This window comes from Pseudomonas beijingensis (assembly GCF_030687295.1).
GTDB classification, from domain to species: domain Bacteria; phylum Pseudomonadota; class Gammaproteobacteria; order Pseudomonadales; family Pseudomonadaceae; genus Aquipseudomonas; species Aquipseudomonas beijingensis.
On the sequence record NZ_CP117425.1, the window covers coordinates 5,892,118 to 5,905,405 of the forward strand.

Genomic DNA, 13,288 nt, shown 5'->3' on the forward strand with positions numbered 1-13,288 from the left:
TTTTGCTCCCACAAAGATTGCAGTGCTTCAGGCCTGCACGCTCAACCCATACTCCGCCGCGGCATCCTGCAACCACAGCCACCAGTAATCGGAGAAGCTGCGGCGGATCACCAGTTCCCAGGTGTCTTCGCCGGTGTGGCGGATCACCAGTTGCGACTTGGCGAACACCGTACCCACGGCCTTGCCCACCGGGAAGTTGCTTGGGTGTACATCGTAGCTGGTGGATTTCATCAGCACGTCGCGCACGTTCGGGCCGGACAGCTCGAGGATCTGCTGGCCGCCGCTGACGTTGACGATCTGGATGTGCAGGTCGCCGAGGGCGTCACGCAGTTTCTGCTCGGCGGCGAACTCTTCGCCAGTGGGCACCACCAGCAGCCACTCATCCGGGCCGAGCCATTGCAGGCTGGTTTCACCCTTGACGATGACGGCCAGGGCGCCTGGCAATTCCAGGCCCAGGGCCTTGTGCACGCCGGCGGCGAACGCCGGGTCGTGGCCGTCGCCACGAATAGTCAGGTGACCCAGGAGTTTTTTCTCGCGCACGGTCACGCCGGCGTTCTTGCGACCCTTGCCCACCAGGCTGGCGAGGTCGGCATGGTGCAGCGACGACTCGGCCTTGGCCCCGGTGGTTGGGCGTTGTTGGTACACGTTGACTGCGGTCATATGGAGCACCTGTCTTGAATTCTGCTTTGACCTGCCGATGCGTGGGGCTGTGGGAGCATGGCTTGCCCGCGATGAACGATGACGCGGTCTGATGGTTACCGTGTCGCCTGCATCGCGAGCAAGCTTTGCTCCCACATGCCCCCACCACAGGGCTTAAGGTTTAAATGTTCTGCCGATCCCCCTTCGGATCGAAGAACACCGAAGAAACAATCTCTGCCTCGATCACGCTGCCGTCGGCCAATGGCGCAAACACTCGCTCGCCCATCCGCTTGAGGCCGCCCTTGACCACACCCATGGCAAATGAATAACCCAAGGAGTTGTGGGCGTAGCTGGAGGTCACGTGACCGACCATGGTCATCGGGATCGCCTGCTTGGTGTTGAACACCAGTTGCGCACCTTCCGGCAGCCAGACATTCGGGTCGATCGGCTTGAGGCCCACCAGTTGCTTGCGGTCTTCACGCACGCAATCTTCGCGATTCATGCCACGCCAGCCGATCCACGAGAACGGTTTGGTCCGGCCGACGCACCAGCCCATGTTCAAGTCATCCGGCGTCATCGAGCTGTCCGTGTCCTGACCGACAATGATGAAGCCCTTCTCGGCCCGCAATACGTGCATGGTCTCGGTGCCATACGGGGTCAGGTTGTACTTCTTCCCGGCCTCGGCGATCTGCTCGAGCACGCCCATGGCGTAGTCGGCCTGCACGTTGATTTCGTACGACAGTTCACCGGTAAACGAGATCCGGAACACCCGCGCCGGCACGCCGCCCACCAGGCCTTCCTTCCAGGTCATGAACGGGAACGCGTCCTTGTCCAGGTCGATGTCGGTGACATCGCTCAACAGCTTGCGGCTGTTGGGACCCGACAGGGTCATGGTTGCCCAGTGGTCGGTGACCGAGGTGAAGTACACCTTCAGGTCCGGCCATTCGGTCTGGTGATAGATTTCCAGCCATTGCAGCACGCGTGCCGCGCCGCCCGTGGTGGTGGTCATCAGGAAGTGGTTGTCCGCCAGACAGGCCGTTACGCCGTCGTCGAAGACCATGCCGTCTTCCTTGCACATCAGGCCGTAGCGGGCCTTGCCCACGTCGAGCTTGGTCCAGGCGTTGGTGTACACGCGGTTGAGGAACTCGCGGGCATCCGGGCCCTGGATGTCGATCTTGCCCAGGGTCGAGGCATCGAGCAGGCCAACGCTGTCACGCACGGCCTTGCATTCGCGCTTGACCGCGGCATGCATGTCTTCGCCGTTCTTCGGGAAGTACCAAGGACGCTTCCACTGGCCGACGTCTTCGAACTCGGCACCGTTTTTCACATGCCATGCATGCAGCGCGGTGAAGCGCACCGGTTCGAAGATGTGCCCACAGTGCCGGCCAGCCACCGCACCGAAAGTCACCGGCGTGTAGTTCGGACGGAACATGGTGGTGCCCATCTGCGGGATGCTCACGTTCAGCGAACGGGCCGCGATGGCCAGGCCGTTGACGTTGCCCAGTTTGCCCTGGTCGGTACCGAAGCCCAGTGCGGTGTAGCGCTTGACGTGTTCCACCGACTCGAAGCCTTCGCGGGTAGCGAGTTCGATGGCGGCGGCAGTGACGTCGTTCTGCAGGTCGACGAATTGCTTCGGCGCCCGTGCAGTAGATTTTTCGTGAGGCACCTGGAACAGCGCCAGGGTTGGTTCTTCGTGACGGCTCAGGGCTTTGGGCAACACGCCCTCCACCGTTTTGAAGCCGGCTTCGCTGGCCGCGCGCACGCCGCCTTCAAAACCGTCGGCCAAGCTGTCGCCGAGACTGTAGACGCCGTTCACACCGCCAACGCACACACGCTTTTGCGGTGCTTCGCCCGGTACGAAACCGAGGATGTCTTCACGCCAGATCGGCTTGCCGCCCAGGTGCGAAGCCAGGTGGACCACCGGGCTGTAGCCGCCGGAGCTGGCCACCAAGTCGCAGTCCAGCCACTCGCCAGGGCTAGTGACTTTGTGGGCGCGAACGTCGATCGCGGCAACACGTGCCCCGGTGACGCGCTTGCTGCCACGGGCTTCGACCACGGCGCTGCCGGTGAGGATGCGGATGCCCTTGGCGCGGGCTTCTTCCACCAGCGCACCACGCGGATTGCTGCGGGCATCGGCCACGGCCACCACTTGCAGGCCGGCGTCGAACCAGTCCAGAGCCACACGATAGGCGTGGTCGTTGTTGGTGCTCAGCACCAGTTTCTTGCCCGGTGCCACGCCGTAGCGACGCACGTAGGTGGACACCGCGCCGGCCAGCATGTTGCCCGGCACGTCGTTGTTGCCATAGACCAGTGGACGCTCGCAGGCACCGGTCGCCAGCACCACGCGCTTGGCGCGAACGCGGTTGATGCGCTGGCGAACCTGGCCGATCGGTGCGCGGTCGCCGAGGTGATCGGTGAGGCGCTCGTGGATGGTCAGGAAGTTATGGTCGTGGTAACCGTTCACCGTGGCGCGTGGAAGCAGTACCACGTCCGGCATCGACTTGAGTTCAGCGACAACAGCGGCCACCCATTCGGTCGCCGGCTTGCCGTCCAGGCTTTCGCGGGAGTCGAGCAGGCTGCCGCCGAACTCTTCCTGCTCATCGGCCAGGATGACGCGCGCACCACTGCGAGCGGCGGCCAACGCGGCGGCCAGGCCTGCAGGGCCAGCACCGACGATCAGCACGTCGCAGTGACGGTTCATGTAGTCGTAGGTGTCCGGATCGTTCTCGGTCGGCGAGCGACCCAGCCCTGCGGCCTTGCGGATGTACTTCTCGTAGGTCATCCAGAACGATTGCGGGTACATGAAGGTTTTGTAGTAGAAGCCCGGCGGCATCAGCTTGCCGCCGACCTTGCCGAGAATCCCCATCATGTCGTTGTTGACGTTCGGCCAGCCGTTGGTGCTGGTGGCGACCAGGCCTTGGTACAGCGCCTGTTGCGTGGCACGCACGTTAGGGATTTGCGTGGCTTCGGTGGCACCGATCTGCAGCACCGCGTTCGGCTCTTCGGCACCGGCGGCGAAGATGCCGCGCGGCCGCGAATACTTGAAGCTGCGGCCGATGATGTCGACACCGTTGGCCAACAGCGCAGCGGCCAGGGAATCGCCCTCGAAGCCTTTGTAGGTCTGGCCGTTGAAGGTGAAACTCAGCGCTTTGTTGCGGTCGATCCGTCCGCCGTTGGACAGGCGATTGATCTGGCTCATACCTTCTCTCCCAGAGCCTGTGCAGCCGCTTTCGGACTGTCAGCCTTGTCGGTGAACTGCGGCTTTTGGCCGATCTTGTAGGTTTCGAGAATCTCGTAGGTCACGGTGTCACGGGTCACGTTGAAATACTGACGGCAACCGGCGACGTGGTCCCACAGTTCATGGTGCAACCCGCGTGGGTTGTCACGGAAGAACATGTAGTCGCCCCACTCTGCGTCGGTGCAGGCGTTCGGATCCAGCGGGCGCGGGATGTGCGCCTGGCCGGATGCATGGAATTCCTCTTCGGAGCGCAGTTCGCCGCAGTGAGGACAGAAGATGTGCAACATAGGGATTTCTCCTGTTAGTGGGCGACGGCAGCAGCGCCGTGTTCGTCGATCAGTGCGCCGTTGTGGAAACGGTCGATGGAAAACGGCGCGGCCAGTGGGTGCATTTCACCCTTGGCCAGGCTGGCAGCGAAGACGTTGCCCGAGCCCGGGGTGGCCTTGAAGCCGCCGGTGCCCCAACCGCAGTTGAAGAACATGTTCGGCACCGGGGTCTTGGAGATGATCGGGCAGGCGTCCGGCGTGGTGTCGACGATGCCGCCCCACTGGCGGTTCATGCGTACGCGGGACAACACCGGGAACATCTCGACGATGGCCTGGACCGTGTGTTCGATCACCGGGTACGAGCCACGCTGGCCGTAGCCGTTGTAGCCGTCGATACCGGCACCGATCACCAGGTCGCCCTTGTCGGACTGGCTGATGTAGCCGTGTACGGCGTTGGACATGATCACGCTGTCGATGATCGGCTTGATCGGCTCGGACACCAACGCTTGCAGCGGGTGGGATTCGATCGGCAGGCGGAAGCCCGCGAGCTTGGCCATGTGCCCGGAGTTACCGGCAGTCACCACGCCGACGCGCTTGGCGCCGATGAAGCCTTTATTGGTTTCCACGCCGATGCACACGCCGTTTTCCTTGCGGAAACCGATCACTTCGGTCTGCTGGATCAGGTCCACGCCCAAGGCGTCCGCCGCCCGGGCAAAGCCCCAAGCCACGGCATCGTGACGGGCCACGCCGCCGCGACGCTGGACGGTGGCGCCCATCACCGGGTAGCGGGTGTTTTTCGAGCAATCCAGGTACGGGATCTCGTCGGCCACTTGCTTGGCGTTGAGCAGCTCGCCGTCCACGCCGTTGAGGCGGTTGGCACTGACGCGACGCTCGGAATCACGGATGTCCTGCAGGGTGTGGCACAGGTTGTAGACGCCACGCTGGGAGAACATCACGTTGTAGTTCAGGTCCTGGGACAGGCCTTCCCAGAGTTTCATCGCGTGTTCGTACAGGTGGGCCGATTCGTCCCACAAGTAGTTGGAGCGCACGATGGTGGTGTTGCGCGCGGTGTTACCGCCGCCCAACCAGCCCTTCTCGACCACCGCCACGTTGGTGATGCCGTGTTCCTTGGCCAGGTAGTAGGCGGTCGCCAGACCATGCCCGCCACCGCCGACGATGACCACGTCGTAGACCTTTTTCGGGGTCGGCGTGCGCCACATCCGCTGCCAGTTTTCGTGATGGCTGAGTGAGTGTTTGAAGAGGCCGAAGCCCGAATAGCGTTGCATAGTCATTACTCCAAAACCGACTCAGCGATAAACCGGGAAGTCCGCGCACAGGGCCGCCACTTGCTGGGCGACATTGGCCTCGACATCGGCATCGCCGAGGTTATCGAGAATGTCGCAGATCCAGCCGGCCAGCGTGACGCACTGGGTAACCTTGAAGCCACGGGTGGTCACCGCCGGAGTACCGATGCGCAGGCCCGAAGTCACGAATGGCGATTGCGGGTCGTTCGGCACGGCGTTCTTGTTGACGGTGATGTGGGCGCGGCCCAGGGCAGCATCGGCATCCTTGCCGGTCAGGCCCTGACGGATCAGGCTGACCAGGAACAGGTGGTTATCGGTGCCACCGGACACTACATCGTAGCCGCGCTTGATGAACACGCCAGCCATGGCCTGGGCGTTATCGATCACTTGCTGCTGATAAGCCTTGAAGCCAGGCTCCGCCGCTTCCTTGAAGCACACCGCCTTGCCGGCGATCACATGCATCAGCGGGCCGCCCTGGGCACCCGGGAATACCGCGGCGTTGAGCTTCTTCTCGATTTCTTCGTTGGCCTTGGCCAGGATCAGGCCGCCACGGGGACCGCGCAGGGTCTTGTGGGTGGTGGTGGTGACCACGTCGGCGTACGGCAGCGGGTTCGGGTACAGACCGGCGGCAACCAGGCCAGCCACGTGGGCCATGTCGACGAACAGCAGGGCACCGACCTTGTCGGCGATCTGGCGGAAACGTGGGAAATCCAGGGTCTTGGAGTAAGCGGAGAAACCGGCGACGATCATTTTCGGCTTGTGCTCGACCGCCAGGCGCTCGACTTCGTCGTAGTCGATCAGGCCGGTGGTGGTGTCGATGCCGTATTGCACCGCGTTGTAGAGCTTGCCCGAGGACGACACTTTGGCACCGTGGGTCAGGTGACCGCCGTGGGCCAGGCTCATGCCCAGGATGGTGTCGCCGGCCTGCAGCAGGGCCAGGTACACGGCGCTGTTGGCCGAAGAGCCGGAGTGCGGCTGGACGTTGGCGTAATCGGCACCGAACAACTGCTTGGCGCGCTCGATGGCCAGGGCTTCGACTTTGTCGACGTGCTCGCAGCCACCGTAGTAGCGCTTGCCTGGATAACCTTCGGCGTACTTGTTGGTCAGGCCGCTGCCCTGGGCCTCCATCACGCGCTTGCTGGTGTAGTTCTCCGACGCGATCAGCTCGATGTGATCTTCCTGGCGTTGCTCTTCGGCGTTCATCGCCGCCAGCAGCGCATCATCGTAGCCTTGAATTTGATCTTGTTTGCTGAACATCGCGTCTCTCCCAGCGGCGGCAGTGCGCCTTTCGTCTCGGTGAGGCACGGACCATTCGGTCGTGCCCTTTGGATGCGATGGTATGGCTGGCGCAGGCATGTCAAATGCCTATGGACGCCACGCAAAGGTGCGTTTACGACATGCGCTCAAAGAGTCGGGGAGCAAGGGCTGCGCGATAGCACTGTGGGAGCAAAGCTTGCTCGCGATCCAGGCGCCTCGGTCCATGGAAGACCGCGTCGCTTTCATCGCGGGCAAGCCTTGCTCCCACAGGCATTGTTCCCACTGGCATTGCTCCCAAAAGGCTGCTCCCACAGGGCTATGCGGCGATCTGGCGAACCGCGAGCAAGGCCAGGAAATGCGCGGGATAGAGGCCATAGGCCCAACGCCGCATCGCCGGTGGATGAAAACGACCCGCGTGTCGCAAAAGCACCCACCCAAGCCATGGCGCGATCAGGCAGGCCACCAACCCCCAAAGCGCCACCCCATCCCCCAGCCACGCCGCGCCATACAACACCCGCCATTGATTGGCCGCCACGCAGACCAGCCCCGGCAACAAGGCCATATACAAAGGACGCTTGAATACCAGCAACATCGCCAACGGCAGCAACACACCAAAGAAACCGAACATCAGCTGCGACGAAAACAGCGCCGCCAGCAGCAACGCCGTCACCGCCAGGCATCGCGCCTCTAAGGTGGGCGTCTGCCAACAGCGCGCCACAACCAGCCCAAGCACCAGCGTCGGCATGACGTTCAGCGTGGAAGGGCCAGGAATGAACAAGCGGTAGGGGATTTCGCTGACGGCGCTGAATAACAACAACCAGCCCAGGTAACGCCATGGAGCGGTGCTGGCACCGTCGCGCGCCAGGTTCGCCGCCATCGCCAGGCAGAACCACGGGAATGCCAGGCGTCCCGGCACGTACAGCCAATCGACGGAAAAACCGACATATCGCAGGTGATCGAGCACCATCGACAACAATGCCAGCCATTTGAGCAGGTCCAGGGCACCGTCGCGCCGACTCATGCGTGCAGCGGCCCGATGACTTTGTGATTTTCTGACAGAAACATCCGGTGTGTTCCCCCGCTAATCTTGGGTAAAGTGCGCACCAGTATCGACCACGGTGCGACGGACTCAAGCACGCCGAGCCATGATCGACCACGGCGCGACGGACTCAAGCACGCCGAACCATGATCGACCACGGCGCTGTGGACCCAAACACGCCGAACCAGGGAACGCCCCACCCGGGCATTCCGCCAGGGATCTCTTTACCCAGGACTCTCTATTCAAGGAGCAAGGCCATGACCGACAAGAGTCAACAGTTTGCCAGCGACAACTATTCCGGCATTTGCCCCGAAGCCTGGGCGGCCATGGAAGAAGCCAACCAGGGTCACCAACGCGCCTACGGCGACGACGAGTGGACCCACCGCGCGGCGGACGATTTCCGGGCCTTGTTCGAAACCGACTGCGAAGTGTTCTTCGCGTTCAACGGTACTGCGGCCAACTCCCTGGCCCTGTCCTCGCTGTGCCAGAGTTACCACAGCGTGATCTGCTCGGAAACCGCCCACGTCGAAACCGACGAATGCGGCGCACCGGAGTTCTTCTCCAACGGTTCCAAGCTGCTGGTGGCACGCACCGAAAACGGCAAGCTGACCCCCGAGTCGATCCGTGAGATCGCCCTCAAGCGTCAGGACATCCACTACCCCAAGCCTCGGGTCGTGACCCTGACCCAGGCCACGGAAGTCGGCAGCGTCTACACCCCGGATGAAATCCGCGCCATCAGCGCCACCTGCAAGGAACTGGGGCTGAACCTGCACATGGACGGCGCACGCTTTTCCAACGCCTGCGCCTTCCTCGGCTGCTCACCGGCCGACCTGACCTGGAAGGCCGGTGTGGACGTGTTGTGCTTTGGCGGTACGAAAAACGGCATGGCGGTGGGCGAAGCGATTTTGTTCTTCAACCATGACCTGGCCGTAGACTTCGACTACCGCTGCAAACAGGCCGGGCAACTGGCGTCGAAAATGCGTTTCCTGTCCGCGCCCTGGGTCGGCTTGTTGCAGAACGACGCCTGGCTCAAGCACGCCCGCCACGCCAACCACTGCGCGCAATTGCTGGCAGAGTTGGTCAGCGACATTCCTGGCGTGGAACTGATGTTCCCGGTCCAGGCCAACGGCGTGTTCCTGCAACTGTCGGAACCGGCCATCGCCGCGCTGACCGCCAAGGGCTGGCGCTTCTACACCTTCATCGGCAAGGGCGGCGCACGCTTCATGTGCTCGTGGGATACGCAAGAGGCGCGAGTGCGGGAATTGGCGGCGGATGTTCGGGAAGTGATGGCGGGTTAGGAAAGCCGTCCCCCGGCCTGTCATGCCCCCGTGGTGAAAGGGGCTCACTGTGGGAGCAAAGCCTGTGGGAGCAAGGCTTGCCCGCGATGAAAGCGACGCGGTCTCCCATGGACCGCGTCGTCTGCATCGCGAGCAAGCTTTGCTCCCACAGCTTGCTCCCACAGGCTCCCACAGGTCTTGATCTCACAGGAGGTGCTCACCGCTACGCGGATGGGCAGGTCAGAAATCGATCCGCACATCCCCCTTCGGCACGCTGCAGCACGACAGGATGTAACCCTCGGCCTCGTCGTCTTCAGTGATCCCGCCGTTGTGCTCCATCTCCACTTCCCCGCCCAGCTTCAGCACCTTGCAAGTGCCGCAGATACCCATGCCGCAGGCCTTGGGGATCATCATGCCGAGCTTGGCGGCTGCGGCGTGTACGGTTTCGCCCGGCCCCACGCGGATGCTCTTGCCCGAAGAGGTGAATTCCACCAAGTGCAGGTCCGCAGCATCGACTTCCGGCGCGTCGGCCGCCTGTTCGGCCTGTTCCACGGCGTCGGCGCGGGCTTCCGGTGGCGTGGCGCCGAAGGATTCCTCGTGATAACGCTTCATGTCGAAGCCAGCGGTTTCCAGCAGACGCTTGACCGCGTTCATGTACGGCGTCGGGCCGCAGCAGAACACCTCGCGCTCCAGGAAATCCGGCGCCATCAGCTCGAGCATCTTGTGGTTCAGGTAGCCGCGATAACCAGCCCAGGGTTCGCCAAGACCGTGCTTTTCGCAGATCAGGTGCAAACTGAAGTTGTCGATCCGCGACGCCATGTGCTCCAGCTCGCGGTGATAGATGATGTCCTTGGGCGAGCGGGCGCTGTGGATGAAGGTCATGTCGACATTGGCGTTGGTGTCGTAGTACCAGCGCGCCATGGACATCACCGGGGTAATGCCGACGCCGCCGCTGAGGTAGAGCACCTTGGGGCTGGAGAAGTCGATGGCGTTGAACAACCCCACCGGCCCGTGCACCGCCAGCTCCTGACCTTCGTGCAGGGTGTCATGCAACCAGTTGGACACCTTGCCCCCCGGCACGCGCTTGATGGTTACCGAGAAACTGTAGGGCACCGACGGCGAGCTGGAGATGGTGTAGGAGCGCATGATCGGCTGGCCTTCGATTTCCAGCTCCAGGGTGACGAATTGCCCCGGCTTGAAAAAGAACATGATCGGCTGGTCGGCCATGAAGCAGAAGGTGCGCACATCCCAGGTTTCCTGGATGACTTTGACGCAACGTACGATATGTCGGCCATTGGCCCAGGTCTGGGTGGTGACCGGGTTCAGGAAGTTATTGGACATGCTGATCTCCACGGCCGACTGTCGGCCTTCATGATGGCGATTGTGCGCAGGCGCCTGGGTGACCATTTACCTATCTGCGACATTCACATACTTATCGCGACCAGCCCTTAACTACCGGGGCTTGCGCGTCGGGAACAGATTGGGCCATGTCGCCCATGGATAAGGTTCGGCCCCTGCGCGGCCCCACACTCGCCCCAACAGATAAACAAAGTTTTCTGCCTTGCGTAGCACAACCGATTAGTCATTTTCACCGGCTCCGCTTAGAGGGCCACGAGGATAAAACGATGGACACCACTACCCTGAGCCTGGGCGATCCGCTGGAACCCGCACGCAAGGCCACCGCGCAAATGCTGCAAGAGCGCGAGCGCACCTTTTCGCTGCCACAACCGTTCTACAGCGATGAGCGCCTGTTCGATATCGACATGCAGGAAATCTTCCAGAAAGAATGGTTGATCGCCGGCATGACTTGCGAAATCCCGGCCAAGGGCAACTACCTGACCCTGCAAGTCGGCAAGAACCCGATCATCGTGATTCGCGGCGCCGACGGCGTGGTCCACGCTTTCCACAACGTCTGCCGTCACCGTGGCTCGCGGCTGTGCACCAGTGAAAAGGGCAAAGTCGCCAAACTGGTCTGCCATTACCACCAGTGGACCTACGAACTGGACGGTCGCCTGCTGTTCGCCGGCACCGAGATGGGCGCCGACTTCGACATGAAGCAGTACGGCCTCAAGCCTGTGAACGTAAAGACCGCTGGCGGCTACATTTTCATCAGCCTGGCCGAAAACCCGCCGGCCATCGATGACTTCCTGTCGACGCTGAACCATTACATGGAACCGTACGACATGGAGAACACCAAGGTGGCGGTGCAAACCACCTTGATGGAAAAAGCCAACTGGAAACTGGTGCTGGAAAACAACCGCGAATGCTACCACTGCAACGCCTCGCACCCTGAATTGCTCAAGACCCTGCTGGAATGGGACGACGTCACCGACCCGCGGGCCGACCAGGCCTTCAAGGACCACGTGGCCGCTTCTGCCGCCGCCTGGGACGCCGAGAAGATCCCTTACGCCCACGCCAGCTTCGGCCTGCGTAACCGTATCGTGCGCATGCCGCTGCTCAAGGGCACCGTGTCGATGACCATGGACGGCAAGCAAGGCTGCGCCAAGCTGATGGGTCGCATCAAGAACCCGGACCTGGGCTCGATGCGCATCCTGCACCTGCCGCACTCGTGGAACCACTGCATGGGCGACCACATCATCGTGTTCACCGTGTGGCCAATCAGCGCCCAGGAAACCATGGTCACCACCAAGTGGCTGGTGCACAAGGACGCGGTCGAAGGCGTGGACTACGACGTGGCGCGCATGCGGGAAGTCTGGGACGCCACCAACGACCAGGACCGTCGCCTGGCCGAAGAGAACCAGCGCGGCATCAACTCCACCGCCTACCAGCCTGGCCCATACTCCAAGACCTATGAGTTCGGCGTGGTGAACTTCGTGGATTGGTACAGCGAGCGCATGCTCAACAACCTGGGGGCGGAACCTGCGCCGTACCTCAAGGGCGTTCCGGTCCAGGGCTAAGTCAAAAGCATCGCGAGCAAGCTCGCTCCCACAGGGGTTCTGTGTCGTTCACAAAACCTGTGGGAGCGAGCTTGCTCGCGATAGCGGTCTCCCGTTCACCCGATTACTGTGAAGACCACCGCACCGAACCATCCTCCCCATAAAACGTCTCGACAATCTCCTCCCCCTTCAGCCGCACCTTCACATACCCGTTCAACACCCGCTGCGGATACGCCTCGTCCCCCGCCAACTGAGTCTCCGACCACAGCACCCGGGCATGCCCGTTCAGCTCGCTGGTGGTGCCGTAAGGGATCGCTCCATGTCCGGCACAGCGCGCGTGCAACCCGCCTTGGGGCGCGTAGCAGATGCCGTTGTGCAAATGCCCCCAATACCAGTAATCCGGCTCGCGCCCCAGGGCATCGCACACCGGTTGGTAAAGCGCAGTCTTGTTGTGCCCGGAAATATCGAAGCCCTGGTGATGACTGAGCACCATCAGTTTCTTGCGCTTGGGCAGGGTTTTCATCCACTCGATCTGCTGGGTGTTGAGGGTACCGTCCATGTACAGGTTCATCGCATCCGAGGCGTAGGCGCTGTCCAGGCCGACCACCAGCCAGTCGTCGTTGTACAAGGCAAAGTAGCTGGTGCCTTGCTGCACCGGGAAACGCTTGGACAGTTCCTTGAAATAGCCGTGGGCCCCGCTGTACATCTCGTGGTTGGAATTGAGGGTGAACGAGCCGTGCTTGCCTTGGGGCCAGCCGACCATGTCGACGTCTTCCTGGGAATGGGTGCCGGCGTAATACACATCGCCCAGGTGGATGGTGAAATCGGCCAGGGCCAATTGCATCTGGTTGGCCACCGCCACCGCCGGCGCGTGGCTGTCGAACGGCCCGGTGCCCCAGTCGCCAGCGATGGCCAGCACCACGTCGCTGTCCATTTTCACCAGCGCCGGGTTGGTGGCGAACGGCGCGTGATGGCGCAGGTTCTCGATCCACTTGAGCAACGCCTCGCTCCACAGCAGGTCCAGCAGTTCCCATTTGCGACAGCCGAGCAAGGTGCCGTCCTTGAGCACCCGGGTCGGCAGTTCGTCCTCGCTTTGCGGCAAGGGCGTGGCATTGCCGATCTTGAGGATCGACAAGCCGTGGGACAACTCCCAGGGCACGGCCGGTTCGTCGTCCGGCAGGTCGCCATGTTCGATGACGTGCCGGGCCTGGTCGTGGCCTCGCTGCAGCAGCTTGACGATGGCCTGGAACTCCTCGGGTTCCAGGTCGTTGACGAGTTTTTTCCAGGACATTTCCAGACGCGTGACCAACCCGTGCAGGCGGACCTTGACCTTGTCGAACTCATGTTCCCAATGGTGCAGTAATGACATGT

10 protein-coding genes are annotated in these 13,288 nt (G+C 62.3%); 2 read left to right on the forward strand and 8 right to left on the reverse strand.

What is annotated here, in order from left to right; genetic code table 11:
• Positions 1-27: 27 nt before the first annotated feature.
• From PSH84_RS26235 to PSH84_RS26260, 6 genes are all read right to left on the reverse strand, one after another.
• On the reverse strand, positions 28-660 hold the full coding sequence (locus PSH84_RS26235; RefSeq protein ID WP_122566626.1) for a sarcosine oxidase subunit gamma: 633 nt from the start codon (positions 658-660) through the stop codon (positions 28-30).
• Between the two features lie 160 nt (positions 661-820).
• Positions 821-3,838 (reverse strand): sarcosine oxidase subunit alpha, encoded by a 3,018-nt coding sequence (locus PSH84_RS26240; protein WP_305468716.1) that lies wholly within the window; start codon positions 3,836-3,838, stop codon positions 821-823.
• Positions 3,835-4,164: a sarcosine oxidase subunit delta gene (locus tag PSH84_RS26245; protein WP_122566624.1), complete on the reverse strand. Its 330-nt coding sequence runs from the start codon at positions 4,162-4,164 to the stop codon at positions 3,835-3,837. Before PSH84_RS26245 ends, PSH84_RS26240 begins: the two co-directional genes overlap by 4 nt.
• 14 nt (positions 4,165-4,178) lie before the next feature.
• Positions 4,179-5,429 carry a sarcosine oxidase subunit beta gene (locus PSH84_RS26250; RefSeq protein WP_003177603.1) on the reverse strand — a complete coding sequence of 417 codons (1,251 nt, stop codon included), beginning with the start codon at positions 5,427-5,429 and terminating at the stop codon, positions 4,179-4,181.
• A gap of 21 nt (positions 5,430-5,450) precedes the next feature.
• Entirely contained in the window at positions 5,451-6,704 is a 1,254-nt protein-coding gene (gene glyA, locus PSH84_RS26255) for a serine hydroxymethyltransferase (RefSeq protein WP_003206308.1), read from the reverse strand.
• A 316-nt stretch (positions 6,705-7,020) separates the two neighbouring features.
• Positions 7,021-7,725 (reverse strand): TraX family protein, encoded by a 705-nt coding sequence (locus PSH84_RS26260; RefSeq protein ID WP_305481998.1) that lies wholly within the window; start codon positions 7,723-7,725, stop codon positions 7,021-7,023.
• Between the two features lie 275 nt (positions 7,726-8,000).
• On the opposite strand from PSH84_RS26260, the gene PSH84_RS26265 reads away from it, so the two are divergent.
• Positions 8,001-9,041: a threonine aldolase family protein gene (locus PSH84_RS26265; RefSeq protein WP_305481999.1), complete on the forward strand. Its 1,041-nt coding sequence runs from the start codon at positions 8,001-8,003 to the stop codon at positions 9,039-9,041.
• A gap of 219 nt (positions 9,042-9,260) precedes the next feature.
• Here PSH84_RS26265 and gbcB read toward each other — a convergent pair whose 3' ends face one another.
• Positions 9,261-10,361: a glycine betaine monooxygenase reductase subunit gene (gene gbcB, locus PSH84_RS26270; RefSeq protein WP_122566620.1), complete on the reverse strand. Its 1,101-nt coding sequence runs from the start codon at positions 10,359-10,361 to the stop codon at positions 9,261-9,263.
• A 284-nt stretch (positions 10,362-10,645) separates the two neighbouring features.
• On the opposite strand from gbcB, the gene gbca reads away from it, so the two are divergent.
• Positions 10,646-11,938, forward strand: a complete 1,293-nt coding sequence (gene gbca / locus PSH84_RS26275) for a glycine betaine monooxygenase oxygenase subunit (protein ID WP_122566619.1) — start codon at positions 10,646-10,648, stop codon at positions 11,936-11,938.
• Positions 11,939-12,041: 103 nt separating this feature from the next.
• Here gbca and PSH84_RS26280 read toward each other — a convergent pair whose 3' ends face one another.
• Positions 12,042-13,286 (reverse strand): metallophosphoesterase, encoded by a 1,245-nt coding sequence (locus PSH84_RS26280; protein ID WP_122566618.1) that lies wholly within the window; start codon positions 13,284-13,286, stop codon positions 12,042-12,044.
• Positions 13,287-13,288: the final 2 nt, after the last annotated feature.

Bases quoted from the DNA above. Each gene is read 5' to 3' on its own strand.
- PSH84_RS26235 (WP_122566626.1), bottom strand. From the start codon at position 660: ATGACCGCAGTCAACGTGTACCAACAACGCCCAACCACCGGGGCCAAG.
- PSH84_RS26240 (WP_305468716.1), bottom strand. From the start codon at position 3,838: ATGAGCCAGATCAATCGCCTGTCCAACGGCGGACGGATCGACCGCAAC.
- PSH84_RS26245 (WP_122566624.1), bottom strand. From the start codon at position 4,164: ATGTTGCACATCTTCTGTCCTCACTGCGGCGAACTGCGCTCCGAAGAG.
- PSH84_RS26250 (WP_003177603.1), bottom strand. From the start codon at position 5,429: ATGCAACGCTATTCGGGCTTCGGCCTCTTCAAACACTCACTCAGCCAT.
- glyA (WP_003206308.1), bottom strand. From the start codon at position 6,704: ATGTTCAGCAAACAAGATCAAATTCAAGGCTACGATGATGCGCTGCTG.
- PSH84_RS26260 (WP_305481998.1), bottom strand. From the start codon at position 7,725: ATGAGTCGGCGCGACGGTGCCCTGGACCTGCTCAAATGGCTGGCATTG.
- PSH84_RS26265 (WP_305481999.1), top strand. From the start codon at position 8,001: ATGACCGACAAGAGTCAACAGTTTGCCAGCGACAACTATTCCGGCATT.
- gbcB (WP_122566620.1), bottom strand. From the start codon at position 10,361: ATGTCCAATAACTTCCTGAACCCGGTCACCACCCAGACCTGGGCCAAT.
- gbca (WP_122566619.1), top strand. From the start codon at position 10,646: ATGGACACCACTACCCTGAGCCTGGGCGATCCGCTGGAACCCGCACGC.
- PSH84_RS26280 (WP_122566618.1), bottom strand. From the start codon at position 13,286: ATGTCATTACTGCACCATTGGGAACATGAGTTCGACAAGGTCAAGGTC.